Origin of the sequence: Streptomyces sp. M41(2017) (assembly GCF_002078175.1) — a bacterium.
Lineage (GTDB): Bacteria > Actinomycetota > Actinomycetes > Streptomycetales > Streptomycetaceae > Streptomyces.
In genome coordinates this window covers 1,734,307-1,761,075 of sequence record NZ_MWFK01000001.1, presented here as the reverse complement: position 1 = coordinate 1,761,075, position 26,769 = coordinate 1,734,307, and the positions used below count along the sequence as shown (strand labels likewise).

The following is a 26,769-nucleotide window of genomic DNA, read 5'->3' as shown; positions in this document are numbered from 1 at the left end:
CGCTTGGGCCTGCGCGGTCAGCTGCTTCTCGGAGTGTGGGTCGACGTTCCGCCGAGGGGCGGAGGCTGAGGGGTGGCCGGCGGGTACGGAACCGTGGGATGTGCAGCCTGTCAGGCAGAGGACCGTCAGCAGCGCGCGGCAGAGAGACCGGCGGGTCCCGCCCTTCACGGGAGGACGCGAACTGCGCTGAGCACGACGGCAGTTCGGCGTACAGCCGGTGCCCATGGTCGATCCCCTCGTGATGGATCGCCTGGCCGGCGATCGCAGTCTCGACGCTGTGAGTGCGTGACCGACCCCGGCGGATGCCTGACCCGCCGGGGTCTGAGTGTGGCCTCGGGTCAGGGACGGGTAGCCGCGCCCAGGGCCGAGCCGAAGCCCGCCTTGAGCGTCGGGTGGTCCAGGTACTCCGGGTTGACCAGGATGGAGTTCGTGCCGGTCGGGCCCGTGGGGGAGCCCGGGAGGACGCTGACCGCGCCGGTGCCCAGGTACTTGCCCGGGACGCCCACCGTCAGGTCGGCCTTGCCGTCCGCGTCGTAGTCGCCCGCCGCCACCGCCCGGCCGAACAGGTCGTTGCCCTCGCTCGCGCCCGCGACACCCGGTGTGTCCAGGGTGATCGTCTGCTGGTGCGCCGCGTCCAGGCCCGAGCCGGTGCCCTTCACGACCGTCACCGCGCCCGCGTTGTTGAAGCCGTCCGGGTCGGGCGCGCCGGTGTCCGAGGTGACCAGGTCGGCGTGGCCGTCGCCGTCGAAGTCCGCGAGGCCGGTCACGCTGCCGGGCCGCGCCGTCCCTCCGTAGGCCACGCCCGCGCCGAGGCCCGCCGTGGTGCCCGGGTACAGCCGGAGCAGGTAGTCGTCCGGGCCGTCCTCGAAGCTGGTGTCGATGACGATGTCGTCCTTGCCGTCGCCGGTGACGTCGCCCGCGACGATGCTGTACCCCTCGAAGGGCAGCCCCGTCCTGCCCAGCGTCTTCGTGGTGAGCCCCGTCGCCGATCCGGCGAGGACGCCGAGCGTGCCCTCGTCCGCCGGGTCGTCGAAGGAGGCGACGGTGGCGAGGTCGGTGTACCCGTCGCCGTTCACGTCCGCCGCCGCGATCTGCCCGGTCGCGACGCCGCCGCCCGGCGGGGTGTACGCCTTCATGGCGGGCTTCGCCGTGTCGCGCAGCTTGGCCGCGCCCTTCACGACCTGCACCTTCGTTCCCGCCACGACCGCGATGTCGTCCCGGCCGTCGTGGTCGAAGTCGCCGACCGTGATCCTGTCGCCGAAGCCCTGACGGGCCGTCGGGGTCGGTGCGTTGAAGGCGATGGCCTTGTTGCCCAGCCCGCCCTTGGCGCCGAAGACGACGGTGACCGAACCGGCGCCCTTCACCGTGCCGATCGCCTCGCCGCCCGCGCCGATGACCAGGTCCGCGTACCCGTCGCCGTCCACGTCGCCGACGGCCACCGCGGAGCCGAACCGGTCGCTCGCCTCGGGTGTGCCGGGGATGCCCGCCGTCTGCTGGGTTATGCCCTTCTTCCGCGTGGTGCGTACGCCCTGCGCGGTGCCGTACATCACCGAGACGTAGCCGGCCTTCGCGTGGCCCGCGATCGTGCCGCTGGGCGAGCCGACGGCGAGGTCGCCGAAACCGTCGCCGTCGAGGTCACCGGCGCGGGCGGCGGCCGATCCGCTGCTGGGTGCCGCGTGCGCGGGCACCATGCTCAAGGCCCCGCCCGTCACCGCCAGCGCCGTCGCACACGCCGCGAGGATCCGTCGCCGTCCCATGCCGTTCACCACTCCCGTGTCGTCCCGCTTCGTCCTGTGCCGTCTGCCTACGAGCCCGCCGGTCCGTGTACGGTCCGTGCGCTGTACGCCGTACGGGCGTCACCACTCCAGACCCTCGGGGCACATGAACGGTTGCCCATGTACGGGTAGAGAACGTGTGAACCCACCCGGTCCACGGGCCGTCGACAGTCCGGCCCGAGCGGTGTTCAGCCGTCTCACCTGGGCGGACAGCATCCCCGCGGAACCCCGCCTGCTTCGACGCCGGGACGCGTGCCACCGCCTCCTTCCTGCGGCAGCACCCCGCCGAGGACGAAAGGGGGGCGGCTACCTGTGATTTCGTCGGCGTCGCCGTCAAGGACTGCTCCGTCTCCGAGGACTGACGTCGGACCGGGACCGTCGGCCCGTGCGACTCAACTCGCCGCGCTCAGACGGCCTGTCGCCCGGCAGTCCCGGCAGTGGCCCGCTGTCGGTGCACGGAAGGCGCGTTCGCAGCCGTCGCAGGTCTGGAAGGGGTGAACCGACCAGCTCTCCGACGGGCGTTCCGGTGCCCCGCGAGGAACCGGCAAGGGTGTCTCGCGCAGGCGGAACGCCAGGAGTCCCGACGGGCGGCCCAGGAAGTGGTCCGGGAGCCCCGTGGTCAGCAACTCCGTGATCCTGTACGGCTCCACGCCCGCCGCTAGCCACTCCGTCACCGCCGGAGCCAGGCGGCATGCCTCGGACTCCGAGAGGATCAGGCGCGGGTCGGCCCCGCGAAGGGCGGCGAGCACGGCGACGGCCCCGGGGTCGGCATCGGCGAGAGAGGCCCGGTCCCGCTGTACCGGCTCACCGGCCCCGTCAGGGTCCGCTGTGCCGTCCGGCCGCCCGGGCTGAGGCTTCGCCGTCGTCCGTACGGTCGCTCGCGCCACCCCTATCGACGGCGTCCGCTCCTTCAAGGGACGCCGCGGGCGCGGTGGTTGGGGCGTGTCGTCCGGTTCCGGTTCGCCGCCGGGGACCGTGTAGAAGTACGTCCGGGTGCGGATCTGCCCGGTGGAGATCCGCTCACGGCGACGCTCCAAGTACCCGGCGTTCTCCAGCTCCCTGAGGGCCCGTGAGATCAGGATCTCGCCCTCCGTGAAGTGCTCGCACAGTGCGGCGATGCTCACGGGGGAGCCGTCCGGCAGGGAGAGGATGTAGACCGCGACACCGATCGTGACCGCGCTGCCGCGCCGCTGTGCGAGGGCGTTCGCGATCACGGTGAAGTCGGCGGTGAGGCGGGTGCGTACGTGGATCACGCCGGAGGTCGGAGCTCCGGCGTCGGCGCGCAGGCGCGCGTTAGACTGGGATTCAGCCATCGGGAAGTTCTGCTCTTCCTGATTGGTCAGGCCCTCGTTCGGGATTGCCGTCCCGGCCGGGGGCCGTATGCGTTTGCGGTTGTCGCGGCGAACGTAACGGTCCGTATCCCTCCGTCGCAAGCGCGTCACTCGGACGGGTGACATGCGCGGGAGGGTGGGGGGCGGGTAGTTCTTTCTCCCGGTTCTTGGGGAGGTCAGCGGGCCGCCGGTCCCTCGCGGACAAGGATCCGGCGGAGCCGAAAGGCGGAGGGCGACCGGGGCCCGGTTCGCTCAGAGGTGGTGGTCACCGGCCTTCAACTCGCCTATGAACAGCGCCCATACGCCGGTGTCGAAGGCGAGCGTGGGTCCGTGTGGCGCCTTGCTGTCACGCACGGGGACGATGCCGGGGACTCCGTCCTGCACCTCCACGCAGTCGCCGCCCGCCTGATTGCTGTAGCTGCTCCTGCGCCACCCTGCGTCGTTCCGTTCGGGACGGGATATTCGCGCCACGGTAGGTGCCCTCCATCGCGGACCGGATCATGTCGAGCGACATGAGCGGAGGCAGAGCCGCCGCCCGCAGCCGATCGTAAATCACCGTGTAGCGGCTGACGTGGGCCCTTTCCTCGGTGAGTTGGCCGTAGTCCGCTCCCTCCGTGTAGGCCGCCGATGTCCCGTCGGGAAGCGTCAGGATGGTGAGCGATCCGCCCATCGCCTCGTGCCCGCCCTGGTCGAACGGCAGGACCTGCAAACCGAAGTGGGATGTGCCGGCGATTTCGAGCAGTTGGGCCAGCTGTTCACGCATCACCTGCGGTCCGCCGATCGGGCGGCGGAGCACGGCCTCGTCCAGGACGATCCACAGGCTGGGCCGGTCCGGCGATCGGAGACGTTCCTGTCTGCCCAGCCGGGCGGCCACGCGCTCCTCCAACTGCGCCTCACCGCTGAGGAGTACGTCGAGGCTCAGGACCGCCCGTGCGTATGCCTCGGTCTGCAAGAGGCCCGGGACCACGTGGGCCGCGTACTGGCTGATGGAGACCGCTCGCCCGGACAGTTCGATGAACTTCCTGGACCAGTCCGGAAACGCCTCCCGATACACGTACGGCCACAACTCGACGAGTAACTGGTCCGCGTCGAGCGCCTCGTCGAGGGCCCGCGCCAGCTCCAGCGTGGGCTTCGCGCCGGAGGCCCGCTCGATCTGGGTGATCCGGGTGCTCACCACATGGGTCCTGCGACCCAGTTCCGCCTGGGTCAGCCCCGCTTCCGTACGCAGGCGGCGCACCCGCGAGCCGAAGAGCGCCGCCATCGACGTACTGGGGTCGATTCCGTTGGCCAAGGCGTCACTTCCGTTCCTTACGAACCGAAAGGTAAGGCTCCGTCACCTACCGAGCGTAGGGGTGCCCGCCGATTCTTGAGTACGGAACGTGACGACTCGGTGACGACGGCAAGGACGGACACACCGTGCTGACAGGAACGACCACCTCGGACGACGAACCTCCGACGGCAGCGGACACGGCGGATACCGGGGCACCGACCGCACCGACCGTACTGACCGCGCCGTTCGCCTCCTCACCGCGAGGCGCCCGGTTCGCCCGGCGTCTCGCCGTGCGGTGGATGGAGGACGGGGGGTATCCGCCGGAGTCGGACGCCTCCGGCGCCGTCGCCCTCGTCGTCGGGGAACTCACCGCGAACGCCGTGCGGCACGGCCATGTCCCGGGGCACGGCTGCCGCATCCGGCTCGGCCTCGACGAAGGGGCCGGACTCGTCCGGATCGAGGTCTGCGACGCGGCCGCCGCGAAACGGCCGCCGGCCACCCTGCCCCCGACCTGTCCCGACGGGGAGTCCGGGCGGGGTCTGCTCCTGGTGGACGTCCTGGCCGTGCGCTGGGGCTGGGCTCCTCGACAGCCCGTGGGCAAGACCGTCTGGGCCGAGGTGCCGACGGGGCCGGCGTCCTGACCGGGATCAGTACTTCCGCCCGTACCCCTGCCCCCGTACGTGCCCGTACCGCCTTCGCCGTACCCGTACCGCCTCCGCGCGAGCCGGCGCGGTGCGCGGCACAGTGGAGCCATGGACGCAGACAGCGCGCACAGCGGGGACGACAGGAGCGGGACCGGCGGCGGGGACGATCTGGGGGCCCGTGCGCGGGGCGTGGCGACGCGGTTGCCCGCTCAGGATCTGGAGCGGGCCCGGCGCTTCTACTCCGAGGTGCTCGGGCTCGACCCCGTGGACGAGCGGCCCGGCGGGCTGCTGTACCGCTGCGGGGACGGCGAGTTCGTGTTGTTCGCGTCGACCGGCTCCTCGCCGGGGACCTTCACGCAGATGGCGTTGGGCGTCGACGACATCGAGGCGGTCGTCGCGGAGCTGCGGCGGCGCGGGGTGGTGTTCGAGGAGGTCGACCTGCCGGCGTTGCGGACGCGGGGCGGGATCGCCGAGGTCGAGGGGAACTACCCGAGCAAGGGGGCCCGGGGCGAACGCGGAGCCTGGTTCCGCGACAGCGAGGGCAACCTCATCGGCGTCGGGGAGCCCGTCGTCTGAGCCGAGGGCCCTCCGCCGAGCGCTCCGCCGAGCGTCCTCGGTCGAGCGCCCTCAGGAGCCGCCGTACCGGCGTACGCGCAGGTCGCCACCCTCTCCCGTACAACCAACCGGGCTCCCCAGGTGTCTCTCCCCTACCCGGACCACGATCCGGCCGAGTTCCTGGAGAACCATGCGTATACGTACCGCCGCGGCCGCCACCGCCGGCACCCTCGCCCTGCTGTCGTTCGTGGCGCCCATGGCGCACGCGGACACCAAGAAGGGCGACACCGTGTTCAGCTCCCTGTCCTTCAGCAGGACGACCGTCAACGTGGGCGTGAGCAAGGCCCAGGCGGTGACCGTCACGGCCACCGCCAGGGACGGGTCCGGGATCAAGGACATCTACGGCGCGAAGCTGGTCAGTCCCGACAGCCGGATCGTCCACCCCGACTCCGTCTCCTGCACCCGGCCCGCGTCGACGAGCCTGAAGTGCAGCTACAAGTACGCCCTCGACGCGAACCGCACCGACTACTACGACCTCAAGAACGGTTCGGCGGGGACCTGGCACTTCACCGCGGAGGCCGCGGCCAAGGACGGAGACTTCTACGACCTGGAGACCAGCGCGCCGGTGAAGGTCAAGCGGTTCGCCGAGCTGGCGAACACCCAGGCCTCGCCCGAGCCCGTCGCCAAGGGGCACACCCTCACCGTCACCGGGAAGCTGACCCGGGCCAACTGGGACACCAACGTGTACGCCGGATACACCGGCCAGTCCGTGGCGCTCCAGTTCAAGAAGTCCGGGTCGTCCTCCTACAGCACGGTCAAGACCGTCAAGAGCGACAGCAGCGGGAAGCTGAAGGCCACGGTCACCGCGCAGTCCGCCGGCACCTGGCGCTGGAGCTTCGCCGGCACCGGCACCACGAGCGGGGCGACCGCCTACGGGGACGGCGTCGCCCTCAAGTAGGGAGTCGCCCTGAAGTAGGGAGTCGCCGCTCCAGCAGGGAGCCGACGCGCCAGGGAGCCGACGCGTCCTCGGCCGCGCCCGCCGGTACGAACGCGAAGGGCCCCGTCACGACGACGGGGCCCTTCGCTTCGTACGGACACGATCAGCCGCACTGGCACGGATTGCCCGACTGGCAGCCGCAGCCGCAGCCGGAACCGCAGCCGCAGGCGCCGACCAGCGGAAGACTCCTGACCTCTGCGGGCTGCCGGGTGTCGCGGTCCTGCGTGGGATCGGGCGTGCTGGGGGATTCGGCCATGGGACCCTCCTTCAGGCACGGAGGCGTGCGAGGCGGACCGCTCCGCACAGCTCCTGTTCGCCCATCTCATGCCCACTCGGCCCGGCGCATCAACAGCGCACTGGGGCTTCTCGCGCGCCCCGGGCGCGAATGCCACGCCCCGCCCGGGGGCTCAGACCCCCTCCACCCCCGCGGCCGGCTGGATGTCGGGCTGGATGTCCGGCTGCAGCTCGTCCGCGTGCTCGCCGGTGACCAGGTAGACGACCCGCTTGGCGACGGAGACCGCGTGGTCGGCGAAGCGCTCGTAGTAGCGGCCGAGCAGCGTGACGTCGACAGCCGTCTCGATGCCGTGCTTCCACTTGTCGTCCAGCAGGTGCTGGAACAGCGTGCGGTGCAGGAGGTCCATCTCGTCGTCGTCCTGCTCCAGCTGCATGGCCAGGTCGACGTCCTTGGTGATGATGACCTCGGCGGCCTTCGCCATCAGGCGCTGGGCGAGCTGGCCCATCTCCAGGATCGTGGCGTGCAGGTCGTGCGGGATCGCCTTGTCCGGGAACCGCAGTCGCGCCAGCTTGGCCACGTGCTGGGCCAGGTCACCGGAACGCTCCAGGTCGGCCGACATCCGCAGCGAGGTGACGACGATGCGCAGGTCGGTGGCGACCGGCTGCTGGCGGGCCAGCAGGGCTATCGCGCGGGCCTCCAGCTCGTGCTGGAGATCGTCGACCTTCTGGTCGGCCGCGATGACGGTCTCGGCCAGCTTCAGGTCGGAGTCGAGGATGGCAGTCGTGGCGCGCCCGATCGCCGACCCGACGAGCCGGGCCATCTCGACCAGGCCGTCGCCGATCGAGTCAAGTTCCTCGTGATACGCGTCACGCATGTGGTTGTCCCTCTCTTACGTCAGCTTCCGGGGGGTCCGGGGTCCGGGACCGGCCTGTTCCGGCCACCTGGAGGACGGCGGACGGGACCCGTGAACCCCACGCTCCCACGATCCGGCTCGTACGCGTCCGTTTCCGGCACCCCAAATGAACCAACACTGGCTCCTGGGTGAACTCTGGGCGACGAGTGTTCGAGGTCGCACTCGGATGGCTGTGGCCAGGAGCGACGGCATGCCTAACCTGGGTGCATGGACGTGAACGCGGCGGTCGCCGCAGCGGCAGCGATCGCCGGAGTACTGACCGGTGTCATCGCCATGCTGGCGTTCCGCTGGAGCGAGCGCGACCAGAAACGCCCGACCCGCACTTCTCTGCACACGGACCCGGTGCTTCCGCCGGGTGTCGACACCGTGCTCTCCGTGCTCAGGTCATCGGCAGTGGTCCTCGACGAAGCGGACGCCGTGGTCAAGGCCAGCTCGGCGGCGTACGCCCTCGGACTGGTGCGGGGCGGCAAACTCGCCGTCGAACCGATGCTCCAGATGGCGCGTGACACCCGGCGTGACGGGGAGATACGCCAGGTGGAGCTGGACCTGCCCCGAAGGGGGACGGGGAGGGGAGAGGCCCTCGCCGTCTCCGCGCGTGTGGCCCCTCTCGGGTCACGCCTGGTGCTCCTCCTCGTGGAGGACCTGACGGAGGCCCGCCGCATCGAAGCGGTACGGCGTGACTTCGTCGCGAACGTCAGCCACGAGCTGAAGACCCCGGTCGGCGCCCTCTCCCTGCTCTCCGAGGCCGTCATGGACGCCTCGGACGACCCGGAGGCCGTGGAGCGCTTCGCCGGACGCATGCAGATAGAGGCCACGCGCCTCACCAACCTCGTCCAGGAGCTCATCGACCTGTCGCGGGTGCAGAACGACGATCCCCTGGAGGACGCCGAACCGGTCCGGGTCGACGAACTCGTCGCCGAGGCGATCGACCGCTGCCGTCACCAGGCGGGCACCAAGCAGATCACCATGGCGGCCGGCGGGACCGCCGACCTCAGTCTGTGGGGGAACCGGGGCCAGCTGGCCGCCGCCCTCGGCAACCTCGTCGAGAACGCCGTCAACTACTCGCCCGCCCGCACCCGCGTCGGCATAGCCGTCCGCCGGGTGACGGCGCCCGGCGGGGAACACATCGAGATCGCCGTGACCGACCAGGGCATCGGCATCTCGGAGAAGGACAAGGAGCGCGTCTTCGAGCGCTTCTACCGAGTCGACCCGGCCCGCTCCCGTGCCACCGGTGGTACGGGGCTCGGGCTGGCCATCGTCAAGCACGTGGCCGCCTCGCACGGCGGGGAGGTCACGGTGTGGAGCTCCGAGGGTCAGGGCTCCACGTTCACCCTGCGGCTGCCGGAGGCGGGTGCGGCCCGCGACCGCGTGACCGATCACCACATGCCCGGCCTCGACGAAGAGGACGAGACCGAGCAGCCCGACGGGACGACCACCGTCACATCCCCGTACGAACCGCTTCCTGCCCCGGAGGTCCTTCCGTGACCCGTGTGCTCGTCGTCGAGGACGAGGAGTCCTTCTCCGACGCCCTGTCGTACATGCTCCGCAAGGAGGGCTTCGAGGTCGCCATCGCGACCACCGGGCCCGACGGACTCGACGAGTTCGAGCGCAACGGCGCCGACCTCGTCCTCCTCGACCTGATGCTGCCGGGGCTGCCCGGTACCGAGGTGTGCCGCCAGCTGCGCGGCCGCTCCAACGTCCCGGTGATCATGGTGACCGCCAAGGACAGCGAGATCGACAAGGTCGTGGGCCTCGAAATAGGAGCCGACGACTACGTCACCAAGCCCTTCTCCTCCCGGGAGCTGGTCGCCCGTATCCGGGCCGTCCTGCGCCGCCGCGGGGAGCCCGAGGAGGTCACCCCGGCCGCCCTGGAGGCCGGCCCCGTCCGCATGGACGTCGACCGTCACGTGGTCACCGTCTCCGGCTCCAAGGTCGACCTGCCGCTGAAGGAGTTCGACCTCCTGGAGATGCTGCTGCGCAACGCGGGCCGGGTGCTGACCCGTATGCAGCTCATCGACCGGGTCTGGGGCGCCGACTACGTCGGTGACACCAAGACCCTCGACGTCCACGTCAAGCGCCTGCGCGCGAAGATCGAGCCGGACCCGGGCGCGCCCCGGTACCTGGTGACGGTGCGCGGTCTCGGCTACAAGTTCGAGCCGTAGACCGGCCCCACGCTCCCCTGAGCACGACGAAGGGCGGGACCCCCGGGAGGGTCCCGCCCTTCGTGCGTGTCAGCCGCGTGCCCGCGGGCCGCCCGGAGCGCTTGCGGACGCCCGGTGCCGGGTCACTGTCCCGCGGACGCCGAGGAGGTGGCCGTGGCCGTACCCGTGGCGGACGACGACGCGCCGCCCGACGGCTTGCCCGACGTGGACGCGGACGGGGAGCCCGTGGCCGAACCGGACGGCGAGACGGAGGTGCCCGCCGACGCGCCGGGCGCGGACGGCATGTCGCTCGGACCCCACTTGGTGAAGTAGCTCTCGGCCGGGACGACGAAGGCGCGCAGGCTCACGTCACCGGTCTCGCTGAAGCCGAACGTGACCTTCTGGGCGCTGCCGTTCAGGACGGCCTGGCCCGGGTTGGACAGCGCCGCGGAGGCGTTGCCCTTGCCGCCGAGGACGACGGAGCCGCCGGCCGGGACGGTCAGCTTGCCCTTGCCGGTGGCGGGCGTGATCTGCGCGCTGCCCCCGCCGTCGACGGCGATCGAGTCCAGCGTCTGCGCGGTGGTGCCACTGTTGAACAGCGTCGCGGAGATCACCGCCGGCCCGGTTGCCTTGACGTCGGGCTGGGTGATGACGAGCGCGTTCTGGATCTTGATGTTGCCCACGGAGGTGGCCGCGTTGTCCGGCTTGACCTCCAACGTCTGGGCATCGCTGCCCGCACCGCACGCGGCGAGCGAGGCGATCGAGAACGCGATGACGGCGGCGGCGGAGGCGCCGCGTCGAAGGCTGCTGCTCACGGCGGCGGCAACTCCTTGAACGTGGGCGAAGCAGGGCGACTCCTGTGCAAAGCCGCCCTAAGGGTCTGTCAGCGGCCTTAGGTTACCGATCCGTTCCCACGCGACCGCACCCGACCCTCCCCAAGAGCCGGACTTTGCTCGACGGAAGGGTGCCGGGGCCCGGCCGCCGCGCCCGACACGCGCCCGCGGGGCTCCGGTGCGCCGTGTGTGCGCCCCGTTCTTCCCGACCCGCCCGGGCGGGTCGTCGGCTACTTTGATCGCGCCCTCGTCCGCCATTCACATAAGTTCCGCGAGGCCGGCCTTGCGCATTTCGGGGAATGAATGCCCGGCCGCCCGGAAAATCGATCACGGTGCCGGAACACCAGGTCATCGCGAGTCGATCATCGCGTCATCACGCACGTGATCACCGATGGTCTTGATCAATTCCGGAATCGTTCCGCGCCCTGCCGCGCTCATCGAACGGAGTAGCGGAAGTCGCGCTCCTGGCGGCGGACAAATCGGGATGTTCGGACCCTGGTCAGGGCTTCCGGGCGTGTGTAACGTACGCGTTTCACCCCGCGTGGACAGCCGCTCCCACCTGCGAATACCCTCTTCCGCTCGCCTCCCGCAGCACGTTCCTGTTGCGGTTGTCAAGCCCCGAGATGTGCCCTGACCTGCGAAAACGCCATTCAGAAGACGCCGTTTCCGTGTTATCCTGGATAGCCACGGAAGGGGTACCTGTCACATGACGTTCAAGGTTGGCGACACCGTGGTCTATCCCCATCACGGGGCCGCGCTGATCGAGGCTATCGAAACTCGCCAGATCAAAGGCGTGGACAAGACCTACTTGGTGCTGAAGGTCGCCCAGGGCGATCTGACGGTACGTGTGCCAGCGGACAATGCGGAGTTCGTCGGCGTGCGTGATGTGGTCGGTCAGGACGGGCTGGACCGGGTCTTCGAGGTGCTGCGCGCGCCGTACGCCGAGGAGCCCACGAACTGGTCCCGTCGTTACAAGGCAAATCTGGAGAAGCTCGCCTCCGGCGATGTCATCAAGGTCGCGGAAGTCGTGCGTGACCTGTGGCGTCGTGAGCGCGAGCGCGGACTCTCCGCCGGTGAGAAGCGCATGCTCGCCAAGGCGCGCCAGATTCTGGTGAGCGAGCTGGCCCTCGCGGAGAACACCAACGAGGACAAGGCCGAGGCCCTGCTGGACGAGGTCCTCGCGTCCTGACGCCGGCTCAGTCGCCAGGACATAGGCCGTCCTGACGTACGTAACAGCCCGCGCAGCTGCGCAATGAATGCCGCGGTGCCCGATGACGCACATGCTGTCGCCGGGCGCTGCGGCATGTTCGTACCCGTACGCACCCCGCTCGACGTGCGCGCTTGACGCGGTTCACCCGGATCCACCGGATGTTCACCCGGCAACGACTGTCCCCCGCCGTACCGGCATGTCCGATACTCGATGTGCCCGGCGGCCGACTCGACCGGATGTCACGGAAGGGTCCCCGGTCAGGGCGTCACGCCCGGCACTCCCCCCGCTCACCGAGCAGGGGGTACTCACCAGGCCATACCCATACCGGTCGAGCACACAAACCTGACAGGAACCGATGTCTGACGTTTCGCTTCCCGCGCCGTCGGGGTCCCGTACCGCAGCCGTGATTCCGGCCGCCGGACGAGGCGTACGCCTCGGTCCGGGCGCCCCGAAGGCACTGCGCGCGCTCAACGGAACGCCCATGCTCATCCACGCGGCCCGCGCGATGGCCGCGTCCCGCGCGGTCTCCCTGGTCGTCGTCGTGGCCCCGCCGGACGGTGCGGCCGAGGTGAAGTCGCTGCTGGACGTGCACGCGCTGCCGGACCGCACCGACTTCCTCGTCGTCCCCGGCGGTGAGAGCCGCCAGGAGTCCGTGAAGTACGGGCTCGACGCGCTGCCGCCCGGCATCGACATCGTCCTCGTGCACGACGCGGCCCGTCCGCTCGTGCCCGTCGACACCGTGGACGCCGTCATCGAGGCCGTACGGGACGGCGCCCCCGCCGTCGTGCCGGCGCTGCCGCTCGCCGACACCGTCAAGGAGGTCGAGCCGGCCGCCGTCGCCGGGGAGCCCGAGCCGGTCGTGGCCACACCCGTCCGGGCGCGGCTGCGGGCCGTCCAGACGCCCCAGGGCTTCGACCGCGCCACGCTCGTACGCGCCCACGAGACCGTCGGCGACGACGTGACGGACGACGCGAGCATGGTCGAGCGGCTGGGCCTGCAGGTCGTGGTCGTGCCCGGCCACGAGGAGGCGTTCAAGGTGACCCGCCCGCTGGACCTGGTCCTCGCGGAGGCGGTCCTGGCGCGACGGAGGCTGAACGATGGGTTCTGAGACGACCGGCCGGGCCGCACCGCAGGCTCCGGCACCCGTGCTCCCGCTCGTCGGGATCGGTACCGACATCCACGCCTTCGAGGAGGGCCGGGAACTGTGGTGCGCCGGTCTGAAGTGGGAGGGCGAGGGGCCGGGGCTCGCCGGGCACTCGGACGCGGACGTCGTGGCGCACGCCGCCTGCAACGCCCTGTTCTCCGCCGCGGGCCTCGGTGACCTCGGTGCCCACTTCGGCACCGGGCGGCCCGAGTGGTCGGGGGCGTCGGGCGTCGTCCTGCTGACGGAGGCGGCCCGGATCGTCCGCGAGGCCGGCTTCACCGTCGGCAACGTCGCGGTCCAGGTCGTCGGACCCCGCCCGAAGATCGGCAAGCGCCGGGACGAGGCGCAGAAGATCCTCTCGGACGCGGTGGGCGCCCCGGTGTCGGTGTCCGGCGCCACGACGGACGGGCTCGGCTTCCCCGGCCGGGACGAGGGACTGATGGCGGTCGCCACCGCTCTGGTCGTCCGGGCGCACTGAACGTCCCGGCGCACTGAACGTCCGGACGCACTGAACGTCCGGACGCACTGAACGTCCGGGCGGACCGAACCGTCCGGACGCCCAGAACCGATCAGCCTCCCCGAGAAGGGACTGTTCACCCTTTCCGGTGGCTTCCTGCCCTTTCGGTACGATCCGTCCGCCCCTCTCCCCGTCCTGACGGGCCGCGATCCGTCCCCGCCCGCCCCGAAGGCACCCTCTCCGGAGCCCGACGGGACGGGCGGCCCGCCGTATGTGACGAATCCGTTGCCCTTGCGGGGGAAGGGTCGCGGGGCACTACCCGGGGCCCACTACCCTGGAGTGGTGACCATTCGCCTGTACGACACCAGCGCCCGGCAGATCCGTGACTTCACCCCGCTCGTGCCGGGTTGCGTCTCGATCTACCTCTGCGGTGCCACCGTGCAGGCCGCACCGCACATCGGGCACATCCGCTCCGGCCTGAACTTCGACATCATGCGCCGCTGGTTCGAGTACCGCGGCTACGACGTCACGTTCATCCGGAACGTCACGGACATCGACGACAAGATCATCACCAAGTCGGCGGACCAGGGCCGCCCCTGGTGGTCCATCGGCTACGAGAACGAGCGCGCGTTCAACGACGGCTACGCCGCGCTCGGCTGCCTGCCGCCCACCTACGAACCGCGGGCGACCGGGCACATCCCCGAGATGATCGAGATGATGCGCGGACTCATCGAGCGCGGTCACGCGTACGCCTCCGACGGGAACGTCTACTTCGACGTCCGGTCGTTCCCGGGCTACCTCCAGCTCTCCAACCAGGAGCTCGACAACCTGCTCCAGCCGTCGGGCGAGGGCGAGACCGGCAAGCGCGACCCGCGTGACTTCGCCATGTGGAAGGCCGTCAAGCCGGGCGAGCCGAGCTGGGAGACGCCCTGGGGACGGGGCCGTCCGGGCTGGCACCTGGAGTGCTCGGCCATGGCCCACAAGTACCTCGGCAGCGCCTTCGACATCCACGGCGGCGGGATCGACCTGATCTTCCCCCACCACGAGAACGAGATCGCGCAGGCCAAGGGCTTCGGCGACGAGTTCGCGAAGTACTGGGTGCACAACGCCTGGGTCACCATGAGCGGCGAGAAGATGTCGAAGTCCCTCGGGAACTCGGTCCTCGTCTCCGAGATGGTCAAGGCGTGGCGCCCCATCGTGCTGCGCTACTACCTCGGCACCCCGCACTACCGCTCGATGATCGAGTACAGCGAAGAGGCCCTGCGCGAGGCCGAGTCGGCGTTCGCGCGCATCGAGGGCTTCGTGCAGCGGGTCGTCGAGAAGGCGGGGGGCGTCGTCGAGCCGTCCGCCGAGGTGCCGCCGGCCTTCGCCGAGGCCATGGACGACGACCTCGGCGTCCCGCAGGCGCTCGCCGTCGTGCACACGACGGTCCGCCAGGGGAACTCCGCGCTGGCCGCCGACGACAAGGAGGCCGCCGTCGCCCGCCTCGCCGAGGTGCGCGCCATGCTCGGCGTCCTCGGCCTCGACCCGCTCGACCCGCACTGGGCCGGCGAGGGCGACCGCGGCGACGACCTGCACGGCGCCGTCGACACCCTCGTCCGGATGGTCCTCGACCAGCGCGAGGCCGCCCGCACCCGCAAGGACTGGGCCACCGCGGACGCCATCCGCGACCAGCTGAACCAGTCCGGCCTGGTCATCGAGGACAGCCCGCAGGGGCCCCGGTGGACGCTCGGACCGCGCTGAGCACCCGCTCCGCCGGCCCCGCCGATCACCCTCGACCTTGATCGATTGTGCCGCCCGGGCCTCCGGGCGGCACACTTCATATACGTACGTACGCACGCCTCACACAGACAGGTAGGTCATGGCCGCTAACAACCGCCGCATGTCCGGCAAGAAGGGCGCGCAGGTCGGCAGTGGCGGCCAGCGACGCCGGGGCCTCGAAGGCAAGGGTCCGACCCCGCCCGCCGAAGCGCGCAAGGGACACAAGAAGAACCGCGTCGCCAACGCCAAGGCGAAGCAGATCGTCCGCCGCCCCGCCCACCCCAAGGGCCGTGGCGGCAAGGGCACGTCCGAGATGGTCGTCGGGCGCAACTCCGTCGTCGAGGCGCTGCGCGAGGGCGTCCCCGCGATGACGCTGTACGTGCAGCAGTTCATCGACAACGACGAGCGCGTCCGTGAGGCGCTCCAGCTCGTCGCCGAGCGCGGCGGCATCCACCTGATGGAGGCCCCGCGTCCCGAGCTGGACCGCATGACCAACGGACTCAACCACCAGGGTCTCGTCCTCCAGGTCCCGCCGTACGAGTACGCGCACCCCGAGGACCTCGCCGCCGCCGCGTACGACCAGGGCCAGGACCCGCTGATCGTCGCCCTCGACGGAGTGACCGACCCGCGCAACCTGGGCGCCGTCGTCCGCTCGGCCTCCGCCTTCGGCGGCCACGGCGTCGTCGTGCCCGAGCGGCGCGCGGCCGGCATGACCGCCGGTGCCTGGAAGACGTCGGCCGGTGCCGCCGCCCGTACGCCCGTCGCCCGCGCCGCCAACCTGACGCGTGCCCTGGAGTCGTACAAGAAGGCCGGGCTCGTGGTCGTCGGTCTCGCCGCGGACGGCGAGGTCGAGGTCGGTGACCTGGAGGCCCTCGGCGGCCCCGTCGTCATCGTCGTCGGCAGCGAGGGCAAGGGACTGTCCCGACTGGTGGGCGAGACCTGCGACTTCCGCGTGCGGATCCCGATGCCCGGTGGCGGCGAGTCGCTGAACGCGGGTGTCGCGGCGGGAGTTGTGCTCTACGAGGCCTCCCGACGACGCGCCTGAACAAACGTCCCAGTGGTCACCCCCGTGGGGTAATCGGGATGTTCGGGACGACCTTGACGCGGTCCGGACAGATCGACGCGGTCAAAGCAGTGTCCTAAACACACGTCACTCGGTTAGATGAGTGTGGACACCAGAACACCCCGCACACCCACGGGGGACCGCTCGTCTGGATTCGACGACGTTCCCGCGCTGAGCATGGTGAAGGTGCCGAGCGATCCGGCGCAGGTCATCGTCAATCATGCGAGCTTCCGCGTCCAGCTAGGAGCTGCGTCGCGGGGGCAATCCGCGCGCGTCGCGCGGCACTTGAGCCCCGACGTCGGTACGCCGGGCAGAGCGGGCGGGGCCGGCCCGGCCGGCGGTGGCCGCCGCCGCGCCCCCGTCGTCTGGAGCGGGAAGTCCGCGCCCGACGACACCGGCGCCCACCGGCTGCTCCAGGCGGTCCGGAGCGCGGGCGTCGGTCACGGCGGCGGCAGCGTGCCGACCGCCGACGCCGGTGCGACGCAGGTCATCCCGCGCATCGGCGAACAGCCCGGCTACGCGGGCGATCTGACCGTCGACACCGTCGAGACGCCCCTCGTCGGCAGCCAGCGCAGCCCCGTCGGCGACGAGCAGCGGCTGCTTCCGCAGATGCGCACCGTCGGCAGCGCCTACGACGAACCGGCCTTCACGGACACCGACTTCGAGGACGACGACCTCGACGGCCCGGGCACCGCCCCTCCCGTCAAACGCGGCGAGTCCGACCCGGCCCGACACGCCTACCACCCCGGCCGCCGGATGAACCTCGGCGTCGTGCTGCTCCCGCTGCGCGTCTTCCTCGGCTTCATCTCCATCTACGCCGGCATGGGCAAGCTCTGCGACCCCGTTTACTTCGACGGCGGCAAGCGCGGCTCCATGATGAAGTGGCTGAACACGCTGCACCCGTGGGAAGTCGCCGAGCCGCTGCGGCAGTTCGCCCTCCAGCACCCCGTCGGCTCCGGCCTCGTCATCGCCTTCTTCCAGGTCATCGTCGGCGTGCTCACGGTCCTCGGACTGTGGCAGCGGGTGGCCGCCGTGGTCGGCGCGATGCTGTCGGCCGCGCTCATCGTCACGGTCAGCTGGAAGACGGTTCCCGCGTACGACGCGCCCGACATCATCTACCTCGCCGCCTGGTCCCCGCTGATCATCGCGGGCGCCCCGGTCTACTCCGTCGACGGCCGGCTCGCCGGCGAGGCGTGGCGCACGCTCGGACCACGCGCCGACATCTGGGACCTGCGCGGGCGCGTGCTGCGCCGCGGCGCGCTCGCCACCGCCATCGTCATCGGTCTCACCCTGCTCGTGGGATCGCTGCTCGGTGGCGCCGTCCGCGACTCCGACCGCGTCGTCGTCCCCGGTCCCGGTGAGGCCCCGCGGAACGAACTGCCCGGCTCCCCGCTCCCGGAGACGCCCGGCAAGCGGCACCAGAAGGCCACGCCTTCGGCCTCCGAGGCGCCCACGCAGCGCAGTTCGTCGACGCCCTCGCAGGCGGCCACGACGCCCGGCGCGACCCGGGACACCGGTTCCGCCGCCGGCGGGCAGCAGCCGAGCCAGACGCAGGGCAGCAGCGGCCAGGCGCCGCCGCAGCAGTCCTCGCCCGCCGACCAGGCCCCGAGCACCACCGCGGGCCCGACCAGCAGCGGCGGCACGTCGACCGGCGGTACGGGCTCCACGGGCGGCGGCACCGCTCCCGGCGGTGGCGGCAACTCGTCCACGGGGCAGCCGGGTCTGGTCGGAGGCCTGCTGGGCTGACCCACCCGACCGCGCGGATCGCGGAGAACGGCGTCAGGGCCCCGCACGGGATCGTGCGGGGCCCTGACGCGTACGGACCGTGTCGGACCGGCTACGGGGCGCCGAGCGGCTTCCTGGGCCGCTTCCCGGGTGGCACGGTGCGCTTCCCGGGGGCTCTCCGCGGCCGCGGCGGTTCCCGAGGGCCCCCGACGGGTCCTCGGCGGCGGGGCCGGGCGGCCTCGGGCGGTCCTGCGGTTCTGCGGTTGTGCCCGTCCGGCTCGACGGCTCGGGCCCCGTATCCCGACGGCTCGGGCCCCCGTATCTCAACGGCCCAGGGCCGCAAGCTCCTTCGCCGCCTCGGTGAGGTCCTTGGCGGTGTCGATGGCCCGCCAGTAGGCCCCCTGCGGGATCGGGAAGCCCGCCAGCCGGTTCTCGCGGGCCAGCCGCGGGAAGGTGGTCCGCTCGTGGTCGCCGCGCTCGGGGAGCAGTCCGGTGAACTCGGGGGAGAAGACGTACACGCCCGCGTTGATCTCGAACGTGGAGGGCGGCGCCTCGATGAAGTCCGTGACGTGTCCGAAGCCGTCCGTCTGCACGGCGCCCCAGGGGATACGGGGGCGGGCCAGCGCGAGGGTGGCGACCGCGTCGCGCTCCGCGTGGAAGTCGGCCATGTCGCGCAGCGAGAAACGGGTCCAGATGTCACCGTTCGTCGCGTACCAGGGGCGGTCCGGGTGCGGGAGGCTGGCCGCCGCGTACCGGAGGCCGCCGCCGCGGCCGAGGGGTTCCGGCTCGACGACCGTCGTCACCGTGACCGGGAGATCGGCCGAGTCCAGCCACGTCTGCAGGACCCCGGCGAGGTGGCCGCAGGAGATGACGACGTCGGTGACGCCCTCCTCGGCGAGCCAGGTCAGCTGGTGCCCGATGATCGGTGTCCCGGTGCCGGGGATCTCGACCATGGGCTTCGGCCGGTCGTCGGTGTAGGGCCGCAGCCGGGAGCCCTGGCCGCCGGCCAGGACGACGGCTTGAACGGGGCGCGCCTCGGCGTTCGGATCGGTCATGACCGAACTGTACGTGGCGGTGTCCGAGGGCTTTCGGGAGCCCGGTCGCAGGGGGCGCGGGGGCCGCGGCCCGCTGGGGACGACGGGAAAGGGGGAGACCGGCGGTGCTGTGCCCCTCGGAGAGCGCTCGGTGGCCTCCGAGGGGCGATGCCGTCCCCGGAGCGGGGACGGGGGACCTCAGAAATGGGTGTTCGCCACCCCCGAGGCGAACGCCGTGTCGCAGACGGGCCGCGCGAACGACTGGGCGCGCGTGGGTCCGTAGGCACGGACCGCGGCGCGGCCCAGGGCGCGGGCGATGGACACGCAGTGCTTCGCGAGCGACGGACGCCCGTTCACCGCCTGCTGGAGGTGGGTGAGGGCGACGCCCGGGTTCTTCTCCTGGAGCTCCAGGAGAAGTTTGTCGCGCAGGACGTCCTGCGGGGCGCGGGAGACGGCTCGCGAGGAGACGTCTTCGGAGGACGCGGTGAGCACCGAGTTCGAGGGATTCCCCGACCAGTTGACTCGGGTGACCGCGAGAGTCCCGGAGAGCACCAGGACGACAGGCAGAACGAGGGCGAGGGTGCGGCCGATCCGGCGGGCGGGGCCACGGCCACGCCGGGTCGATTGGTTAGAGGTGGAGTGCTTCACGCGAGTGAGGGTAGCGCGGGGTGATGATTTGGCGACATTTAGTCACCGGTTCGGGGGATGGGCAATCGACGTTTTCGAGGTAGTGGGTTGACGCACAGTTATCGAAATGCCCGGTCTGCCGGGGTATTTGTCGACAACGAAGAAGGCCCCGCAGCAGGCTGCGGGGCCTTCTTCGTCAACTTGGGTGAATTCACCCTCTACGGGGTGTGCGTTCGGCCCGGACGACGCGGACGTCAGTCGGACAGGCGCTCGCCCGTCGAGGTGGAGAAGACGTGGATCTCGCCCGGACGCGGCACGACGTGCAGCGTGGCGCCCTTGTCCGGGACGGCGCGGCCGCTGACGCGGACCACGAGGTCCTTGAGCTCGCCGTCGACCTTGGCGGAGCCGTAGACGTAACCGTCGGCGCCGAGCTCCTCGACGACGTTCACCGAGACGGCGAGGCCGGCCGGGGCGTCCTCGGTGTCCTTGGAGAGCGACTTGGCGGCCTCGCCGTTGTGCTCGACGACGTCGAAGTGCTCCGGGCGGACGCCGACGGTGACCGTGCGGTCGCCCTTGTCGGCGGCGGCCGAGAGGGCCTCGCGGCTGACCGGGACGACGCTGTTGCCGAACTTCACGCCACCGTCGGTGATCGGGACCTCGACCAGGTTCATGGCCGGCGAGCCGATGAAGCCGGCGACGAAGAGGTTGGCCGGGCGGTCGTACATGTTGCGCGGCGAGTCGACCTGCTGGAGCAGACCGTCCTTGAGCACGGCCACGCGGTCGCCCATGGTCATGGCCTCGACCTGGTCGTGGGTGACGTACACCGTGGTGATGCCGAGGCGGCGCTGCAGCGAGGCGATCTGCGTACGGGTGGAGACACGGAGCTTGGCGTCGAGGTTCGACAGCGGCTCGTCCATGAGGAAGACCTGCGGCTCACGCACGATCGCGCGGCCCATCGCGACACGCTGGCGCTGACCGCCGGAGAGAGCCTTCGGCTTGCGGCCGAGGTACTCGGTGAGGTCGAGGATCTTCGCCGCGTCCTCGACCTTCTGGCGGATCTCGGCCTTGTTCACGCCGGCGATCTTGAGCGCGAAGCCCATGTTGTCGGCGACGGTCATGTGCGGGTACAGCGCGTAGTTCTGGAACACCATGGCGATGTCCCGGTCCTTGGGCGGCAGGTGCGTGACGTCACGGTCACCGATGTGGATCGAACCGCCGTTGACGTCCTCGAGACCCGCGAGCATGCGCAGGGAGGTGGACTTTCCGCAGCCGGAGGGACCGACGAGGACGAGGAACTCGCCGTCCGCGACGTCGAGCTCGAGCTGGTCGACGGCGGGCTTGTCGCCACCCGGGTAGATGCGGGTCGCCTTGTTGAACGAGACAGTGGCCATGGTGAGGGGCCCCCTTCACCGGCAGGAACGTGCCGGACGATCCGTTGTAAAGGTGGTGATCCACTACGAACGGGTCCGTAGTGGTGTAGTCCACATGGGTGAACTGGTTCAGGACGCTACCTGCCGTTCACGTGTTCTGTCAGTACTCCGGGACCGGTGAAGTTCGCGGAAATTTTCGACAGGGGCCCCTGGTGACGTGGGTACACTGCACGGGCACGTACACAGCGCACGCGCGCGTGCAGGCCTCCTTAGCTCAGATGGCCAGAGCAACGCACTTGTAATGCGTAGGTCGTCGGTTCGAATCCGACAGGGGGCTCTTTGTGAGGTCAAGCCCAGCTCGGATGGTGTCCGAGCTGGGCTTTTGCGTGGGGTGGGTAGATGGGGCGGCCAGAGGGCCGGGGCTCGCGCGAGGTGGTGATTCCCTCGGGGCGGACGGCCGTGTCCCCTGGAGCCGGTCGGCACGGCGGTACCCCGCGTTCTCGGGACGCTTCTGGTGTCCGAAGGGGCAGTCGGCAGGGCAGCCGGAGGGGGCCGTCGGGGCACAGTGTTTCGCCCCTCGGCCCCACAACCCTCGGCTCCGTGACGTTCGCCGCCGCGGGACCGTCAGACCGTGAACTTGACCGCTTCGAGGTAGCGGTCGTTCTCCAGGGCGCCGCCGAAGATGTAGCCGGGCCGGGCGTCCGCGCAGCCCTGGCCGCCCCAGTCGAACGAGTGGACCTTGGCCAGCTGGCAGACGCGTCCGGTGCCGACATTGATGGCGAAACCGGACATGTTCGGCGCGCCCTTCTTCGTGCTGCCGATGTAGTTGTTCGCGCCGTCCGCCCTGACCGGCGTCCACTGCGGCATCCACTTGCCCCGCCCGTCCTTGGAGGCGGAGTTGTGGACGAAGGCGTTGGCGGAGGATCCCCCGCTGCCCGACACCGCGATGTTGAGGGCCTTGATCGGGCGGTTCTGGTTCGTCGTGCCGGCCATCGTCCCGTCGCACACCGGCTTCTGCCAGCCCTGTCCGGAGACGTAGGCGCGGTAGCAGATGTGCCGACCCGACGGGTCGTTCCTGGCGAGGCGCTTCACCGCGCTCGCCGCCGTGTCCTGCGCGGGCTTCGCCGTCACCGTGGCCTGCGGCGGCCTCGCCGTGATGGTGACGACGACCCCTCCGCCGCCTCCCGGCTTCTTCGTCTCCTTCTTCGCGTCCTTCGACTTCTTCGGCTTCGGAGACGGGGACGCCGAGACGCTGGGCGGCGGCGGGAGGCTCGGCGACGAGGTCGATATCGGCCCCGGCCTCCCGGCCTGCGGGCTCTTGCTCGTCTCCTCGCTCGACCGGGCGGCCTCCTTGCGGTGCCCGCCGTCGTCCGAGCCACCGCTGCCCAGGATCACCAGCGGAACGATCACGAGGGCGGCCACGACGAGGCCCACCGGCCCGACAACCATCGGCCGGTGCAGCAGGCCCGGACCCCGGTACTCGTCGTCCGACTGGCGCGACCCCGGCCTGCGGACGAGCTGCGGCGCGGGTCGTGCGGCGGCGGCCCCGGCGACCGGGAACCCCTCCTCCCGGCCCGAGTCGGCCCCGAAGTCCGCGACCTCGTCGTCTTCGTCGTCGTCATCGTCGTCCGCGTACGAGGAGGACGACGCGTACGCGGACGACGGCGCGTTGGGGGCCGGTGGCGGGGGAGGCAGCGGGGCCGCCTCCCGCAGCCCCTGCTGCTCCAGCGCGTACGCCTCGACGTCGTAACCGTCGTCATCGTCATCGGCATCATCGGCATCGTCGGCATCGTCGGCCTCGGCCACTACGGCGACTTCGGGGTCGTGATCTTCTTCGTCGTCGTCCTCGTAAACCGCGGCGTCACCGTCGTACGGCTCGTCGTAGTCGTAGTCGTAGTCGTAGTCGTAGTCGTAGTCGTAGTCGTAGTCGTCGTCGGCGCCCTCGGTGTGGGCGTCGCGGTCGTCCCCTCCGGCCGCCCGCTCCCCGGCGAAGTCCTCGGTCCCGTCGGCGGGTTCGGCCTCGGCCGGCGGCGGCCCCGTGTGCTCGGCTGCCGGTACCGGCAGCGGTACGAGAGCCGGCGGCGGGGTCGGTTCCTGCTGCGGTTCCTGCTGCTCCTGCTGGTCCAGCAGGCTGCTCGAACCGTCGGGCGCCACCTCGACGAACGCCACGTACCCCGCCGACGGGTCGGAGATGGTGGCGGTCACGGTCGTGTTCAGGTCGCGGGCGTACCCGTGCAGGACGTCGAGGATCGCGGCGTCGACCGTCGTTCCCGCCGCCGCGGGCACGGACTCGCCGTCGATGGCGGCCGAGCCGTCGCCCGAGATGACCACCGCGAAGCGGGGTGCCGGCTCGGACGCCTCGCCCGCCGTGCCCGGCATGCCGAGATCCATCGGCTTCCCGGGCACGGCAGGGTCGCCTCCCGTGTTCGGCTCGTCGGTCTCTTCGCCCCGGCTCATCGCGTTTCCTTCCTGACGTTCCCCGCCGCACGGCTCCGGCAGGGTCCGTCGCGTCGGTCCCCGCGTAGCGCAACGGGTGCCGGCCGGAAACGGTTCAATCCCACGGGGGTACGGAACGGACCCTGTGCGTCCGTGCGTTCCCGTCCGCCGCCCGCTGCCCCCGAGGGCGGGGGCGGGCGGACCGCGAGGGCAGCGCGCCCCGGCGCCGGCAGCGGTCCGGAACCGTCAAGGCCCCTTGTGTGAAACAGGTGTTCAGTACAGTCCGAAGAGTGAAGGCCTACGAGGAATCCGTGCGTTTCGCCGTGCTGGGGCCGGTCCGGGCATGGCACGGCGAACAGGAGGTGGACGTCGGTTCCCCGCAGCAGCGGGCGGTGCTGGCGGCCCTCCTGCTGCGCCGTGGACGCCCCGTCATGCTCGGTGAACTCCTCGACGCGGTCTGGGGCGAACAGCCGCCGGCGGCTGCCGTGTCCGTCCTGCGGACCTATGTGTCCCGGCTGCGCAAGGCGCTGGAACCGGAACGGGACAGTGCCGACGCACCCCGGGTGGTCGTGTCGGTCGGCGACGGCTACCTTCTCCGGTTCCCCGAAGGCGCCCTGGACCTCGACGTGTTCGAGCGACGGACCGTCGAGGCCCGTCGGCTCCGCGCCGCCGGCGAACCGGCCGCCGCGGCCGATCTGCTGCGCGCGGCCCTCGCGGGCTGGCAGGGCGCGGCGCTGGCCGGAGTCCCCGGCCCGCTCGCCGAGTCCGAGGCGTCCCGGCTGAACGAAGAGCGGCTCGCCGCTCTGGAGACCCGGCTCGACGTGGACGTCGAGCTGGGGCGGGACGGCGAGGTGATCGCCGAACTCCTCGCGCTGACCGGCAGGTTCCCGCTGCGCGAGCAGCTGTGCCGGCTGCTCATGCTGGCGCTGTACCGGTCCGGCCGGCAGGCCGAGGCACTCGCCGCCTATCGCAGGACGCGGGCCACACTGGTGGCCGAGCTGGGTATCGAACCCGGCGCCGCACTGCAGGACCTGCACGACCGCATCCTCGCCGCCGACGTGTCCCTCGGCGCCGGGCCGCCCGCGACGCCCGAGCAGACCGGGGAGGCGGAGCCGCCCGAGGTGCCGGCCGAACCGGTGCCGACGGTCGTCGCGCACCCGGCGCGACCGGCACAACTCCCCGCCGACCTGCCGACGTTCGCCGGACGCTCCGCCGAACTGGAGCGCGCCCGCGCCCTGTTGCCCGAGGGCGGCAGCACCCCGGCCTCGGTGGTCATCAGCGCGATCGGCGGCATGGCCGGCATCGGCAAGACGACCCTCGCCGTGCACTGGGCCCACGAGATCGCCGACCGTTTCTCCGACGGGCAGCTCTACGTCAATCTGCGCGGCTTCGACCCGACCGGTGTCGTCGTGACGCCGGAGGAGGCCATCCGTACGTTCCTCGACGCGCTCGGTGTCCCCCCGATGCGGATCCCCGCAGGCCTCGACGCCCAGGCGGCGTTGTACCGCAGCCTCCTCGCCCGGCGGCGGGTGCTCGTCCTGCTCGACAACGCACGGGACACCGAACAGGTCCGGCCGCTGCTGCCCGGCTCTCCGGGCTGCCTGGTCATCGTGACCAGCCGCAACCAGCTCACCGGACTGGTCGCCGGTGAGGGCGCGCACCCGCTGACGCTGGACCAGCTGTCGCCCGCCGAGGCGCACGACCTGCTGGCGCGCCGCCTCGGCACCGAACGGCTCGCGGCGGAACCGCAGGCGACGGACGAGATCATCACCCGGTGCGCCCGGCTGCCGCTCGCCCTGTCCATCGTCGCCGCGCACGCCGCCGCGTACCCCGGCTTCCCGCTCAGCGCGATCGTCGACGAACTGCGGGAGACCCACGGCAGTCTCGACGCCTTCGCCGGCGGCGACGACATCACCACCGACGTACGGGCGGTCTTCTCCTGGTCGTACAAGGTGCTGTCGGCGCCGGCCGCGCGCCTCTTCCATCTGCTGAGCCTGCACTCCGGGCCCGACATCTCCGCGCCCGCCGCCGCGGCGCTCACCGGCCTGCCGTCCCGGGAGGCCCGCGGGCTGCTCGTCGAACTGACCCGGGCTCATCTGCTCACCGAGCACTTCCCCGGCCGCTACACCCTGCACGACCTGCTGCGGGTGTACGCCGCCGAGCGGGTCCGCGCCGAGGAGACGCCCGAGGAGCGGGACCTGGCGGTGGAACGGCTGCTCTCCTGGTACCTGCACACCGCCGAGGCCGCCTATCCGCACATCACCCCGCACCGGCGCCGCATCCCGCTCGACCCGCTGCCACCGCTGTGCCGGCCGCTGGACTTCGGCACGCAGGACGAGGCGGTGCGCTGGTGCGAGAAGGAGCGCGGCAACCTTGTCAGCGCCGTCCACCAGGCCGCCGCGTCCGGGCACCCCGGGATCGCGTGGCGGCTGCCCGCCGTGCTGTGGGGCTTCTTCTACCTGCGCAGCCACATCCACGACTGGCTCGACACCGCGAAGGCCGGCCTGGCCGCCGCGCGCGGCGCCCACGACCGCGACGGCGTGGCGCAGGGACTCGCGGACGTGGCCGCCGCGCTGCGCAGTTCGGGGCGGCTCGACGAGACGATCGACCACCTGCACCAGGCGATGACCGCCTACCGCGACCTCGGCGACCACGACGGCCGCGCCTCGGCGGTCGCCAACCTCGGCGACGCCTACCTCCAGTCGGGGCAGCTCGACAAGGCCATCGAGTACACCCGGCGCGGCCTGGCCATCGAACGGGTCATCGGCGGTGCCTGGGGCGAGGGCATCGCCCTCAGCAACCTGGGCGACGCCTACCAGAAACTCGGCCGCTTCGACGAGGCCGTCGCCTGCCTGGACCAGGCGCTGACGGTCCTGCGCGCGGGCGGCAACCGCTGGGTCGAGGGCGTGACCCTCGACATCCTCGGCACCGTCCACCGCCGTCTCCGGCGCCACGACGCCGCCGTCGAGTACCACCTCCAGGCCCTCAAGACCCACCGGGACATCGGCAACCGGTGGGGCGAGGGCCACACGCTCGGCAACCTCGGGGACGTCCACCTGGACGCCCAGGAGCCGGAGGCGGCGCGCGACAGCTGGCGCCAGGCCCTGGCGATCTTCGTGGAGTTCGACCATCCGGACGCCGAGAAGGTCCGCGCACGGCTCGGCCGCCTCGAGGACGGGCCGTCCGACGCCCGTGCCCCGAGGGCCGAGCCGGGACGAACCGCCTGACATGTGTCTCCTTCGACGAGG

At 71.4% G+C, this 26,769-nt stretch carries 23 protein-coding genes and 1 tRNA gene; 13 read left to right on the top strand and 11 right to left on the bottom strand.

Going from position 1 to position 26,769, the window contains the following annotated elements:
• Window positions 1–338: 338 nt before the first annotated feature.
• From B0675_RS07665 to B0675_RS07650, 4 genes are all read right to left on the bottom strand, one after another.
• A complete protein-coding gene (locus tag B0675_RS07665; RefSeq protein ID WP_081221653.1) occupies window positions 339–1,757 on the bottom strand; it encodes an FG-GAP-like repeat-containing protein in 1,419 nt (472 codons plus the stop codon).
• 410 nt (window positions 1,758–2,167) lie between these two features.
• Complete coding sequence (locus B0675_RS07660) at window positions 2,168–3,088, bottom strand: hypothetical protein (protein ID WP_179165264.1); 921 nt, start codon at window positions 3,086–3,088, stop codon at window positions 2,168–2,170.
• A gap of 270 nt (window positions 3,089–3,358) precedes the next feature.
• Window positions 3,359–3,490 (bottom strand): DUF397 domain-containing protein, encoded by a 132-nt coding sequence (locus B0675_RS41320; protein ID WP_241539723.1) that lies wholly within the window; start codon window positions 3,488–3,490, stop codon window positions 3,359–3,361.
• Complete coding sequence (locus B0675_RS07650; RefSeq protein ID WP_081221651.1) at window positions 3,453–4,367, bottom strand: helix-turn-helix transcriptional regulator; 915 nt, start codon at window positions 4,365–4,367, stop codon at window positions 3,453–3,455. Before B0675_RS07650 ends, B0675_RS41320 begins: the two co-directional genes overlap by 38 nt.
• A gap of 242 nt (window positions 4,368–4,609) precedes the next feature.
• On the opposite strand from B0675_RS07650, the gene B0675_RS07645 reads away from it, so the two are divergent.
• The 3 genes from B0675_RS07645 to B0675_RS07635 all read left to right on the top strand — a co-directional run bounded on the left by B0675_RS07645 (window position 4,610) and on the right by B0675_RS07635 (window position 6,533).
• Entirely contained in the window at window positions 4,610–5,017 is a 408-nt protein-coding gene (locus B0675_RS07645; RefSeq protein WP_241539912.1) for an ATP-binding protein, read from the top strand.
• A gap of 111 nt (window positions 5,018–5,128) precedes the next feature.
• Window positions 5,129–5,596, top strand: coding sequence for a VOC family protein (locus B0675_RS07640; protein ID WP_081218035.1), 468 nt, complete (start codon window positions 5,129–5,131; stop codon window positions 5,594–5,596).
• 169 nt (window positions 5,597–5,765) lie between these two features.
• On the top strand, window positions 5,766–6,533 hold the full coding sequence (locus B0675_RS07635) for a hypothetical protein (protein ID WP_081218032.1): 768 nt from the start codon (window positions 5,766–5,768) through the stop codon (window positions 6,531–6,533).
• 142 nt (window positions 6,534–6,675) lie between these two features.
• Here the strand turns inward: B0675_RS07635 and B0675_RS41315 are convergent, their stop codons facing one another.
• Both B0675_RS41315 and phoU read right to left on the bottom strand, forming a co-directional pair.
• Window positions 6,676–6,828: a hypothetical protein gene (locus tag B0675_RS41315; protein WP_179165263.1), complete on the bottom strand. Its 153-nt coding sequence runs from the start codon at window positions 6,826–6,828 to the stop codon at window positions 6,676–6,678.
• A 151-nt stretch (window positions 6,829–6,979) separates the two neighbouring features.
• Window positions 6,980–7,681, bottom strand: a complete 702-nt coding sequence (phoU, locus tag B0675_RS07630) for a phosphate signaling complex protein PhoU (protein ID WP_081218029.1) — start codon at window positions 7,679–7,681, stop codon at window positions 6,980–6,982.
• Window positions 7,682–7,927: 246 nt separating this feature from the next.
• On the opposite strand from phoU, the gene B0675_RS07625 reads away from it, so the two are divergent.
• On the top strand, window positions 7,928–9,205 hold the full coding sequence (locus tag B0675_RS07625; protein WP_081218027.1) for an ATP-binding protein: 1,278 nt from the start codon (window positions 7,928–7,930) through the stop codon (window positions 9,203–9,205).
• Window positions 9,202–9,882, top strand: coding sequence for a response regulator transcription factor (locus B0675_RS07620; RefSeq protein WP_009340348.1), 681 nt, complete (start codon window positions 9,202–9,204; stop codon window positions 9,880–9,882). Before B0675_RS07625 ends, B0675_RS07620 begins: the two co-directional genes overlap by 4 nt.
• 122 nt (window positions 9,883–10,004) lie before the next feature.
• Here B0675_RS07620 and B0675_RS07615 read toward each other — a convergent pair whose 3' ends face one another.
• On the bottom strand, window positions 10,005–10,676 hold the full coding sequence (locus B0675_RS07615; RefSeq protein ID WP_081218024.1) for a DUF461 domain-containing protein: 672 nt from the start codon (window positions 10,674–10,676) through the stop codon (window positions 10,005–10,007).
• Window positions 10,677–11,400: 724 nt separating this feature from the next.
• Here B0675_RS07615 and B0675_RS07605 point away from each other — a divergent pair.
• The 6 genes from B0675_RS07605 to B0675_RS07580 all read left to right on the top strand — a co-directional run bounded on the left by B0675_RS07605 (window position 11,401) and on the right by B0675_RS07580 (window position 18,075).
• Window positions 11,401–11,883: a CarD family transcriptional regulator gene (locus B0675_RS07605; RefSeq protein WP_003953493.1), complete on the top strand. Its 483-nt coding sequence runs from the start codon at window positions 11,401–11,403 to the stop codon at window positions 11,881–11,883.
• A 376-nt stretch (window positions 11,884–12,259) separates the two neighbouring features.
• Window positions 12,260–13,012: a 2-C-methyl-D-erythritol 4-phosphate cytidylyltransferase gene (gene ispD, locus B0675_RS07600; RefSeq protein ID WP_081218022.1), complete on the top strand. Its 753-nt coding sequence runs from the start codon at window positions 12,260–12,262 to the stop codon at window positions 13,010–13,012.
• Window positions 13,002–13,526: a 2-C-methyl-D-erythritol 2,4-cyclodiphosphate synthase gene (gene ispF, locus B0675_RS07595; protein WP_081218021.1), complete on the top strand. Its 525-nt coding sequence runs from the start codon at window positions 13,002–13,004 to the stop codon at window positions 13,524–13,526. Before ispD ends, ispF begins: the two co-directional genes overlap by 11 nt.
• A 321-nt stretch (window positions 13,527–13,847) precedes the next feature.
• Window positions 13,848–15,248: a cysteine--tRNA ligase gene (gene cysS / locus B0675_RS07590; protein ID WP_081218020.1), complete on the top strand. Its 1,401-nt coding sequence runs from the start codon at window positions 13,848–13,850 to the stop codon at window positions 15,246–15,248.
• 118 nt (window positions 15,249–15,366) lie between these two features.
• Entirely contained in the window at window positions 15,367–16,311 is a 945-nt protein-coding gene (gene rlmB / locus B0675_RS07585) for a 23S rRNA (guanosine(2251)-2'-O)-methyltransferase RlmB (protein WP_081218019.1), read from the top strand.
• Between the two features lie 117 nt (window positions 16,312–16,428).
• Entirely contained in the window at window positions 16,429–18,075 is a 1,647-nt protein-coding gene (locus B0675_RS07580) for a DoxX family protein (RefSeq protein ID WP_081218017.1), read from the top strand.
• 302 nt (window positions 18,076–18,377) lie between these two features.
• Here the strand turns inward: B0675_RS07580 and B0675_RS07575 are convergent, their stop codons facing one another.
• The 3 genes from B0675_RS07575 to ugpC all read right to left on the bottom strand — a co-directional run bounded on the left by B0675_RS07575 (window position 18,378) and on the right by ugpC (window position 21,106).
• On the bottom strand, window positions 18,378–19,109 hold the full coding sequence (locus tag B0675_RS07575) for a nucleotidyltransferase family protein (protein ID WP_081218014.1): 732 nt from the start codon (window positions 19,107–19,109) through the stop codon (window positions 18,378–18,380).
• A gap of 177 nt (window positions 19,110–19,286) precedes the next feature.
• Window positions 19,287–19,736 carry a hypothetical protein gene (locus B0675_RS07570; RefSeq protein WP_081218011.1) on the bottom strand — a complete coding sequence of 150 codons (450 nt, stop codon included), beginning with the start codon at window positions 19,734–19,736 and terminating at the stop codon, window positions 19,287–19,289.
• Between the two features lie 233 nt (window positions 19,737–19,969).
• Entirely contained in the window at window positions 19,970–21,106 is a 1,137-nt protein-coding gene (gene ugpC, locus B0675_RS07565) for a sn-glycerol-3-phosphate ABC transporter ATP-binding protein UgpC (protein ID WP_081218008.1), read from the bottom strand.
• 242 nt (window positions 21,107–21,348) lie between these two features.
• Between ugpC and B0675_RS07560 the strand changes: the two genes are divergently transcribed.
• Window positions 21,349–21,422: transfer RNA gene (locus tag B0675_RS07560), tRNA-Thr, on the top strand.
• 287 nt (window positions 21,423–21,709) lie between these two features.
• Here the strand turns inward: B0675_RS07560 and B0675_RS07555 are convergent.
• Window positions 21,710–23,542 carry a hypothetical protein gene (locus tag B0675_RS07555; RefSeq protein ID WP_081218005.1) on the bottom strand — a complete coding sequence of 611 codons (1,833 nt, stop codon included), beginning with the start codon at window positions 23,540–23,542 and terminating at the stop codon, window positions 21,710–21,712.
• Between the two features lie 269 nt (window positions 23,543–23,811).
• Between B0675_RS07555 and B0675_RS07550 the strand changes: the two genes are divergently transcribed.
• Complete coding sequence (locus B0675_RS07550) at window positions 23,812–26,748, top strand: BTAD domain-containing putative transcriptional regulator (RefSeq protein ID WP_081218002.1); 2,937 nt, start codon at window positions 23,812–23,814, stop codon at window positions 26,746–26,748.
• Window positions 26,749–26,769: the final 21 nt, after the last annotated feature.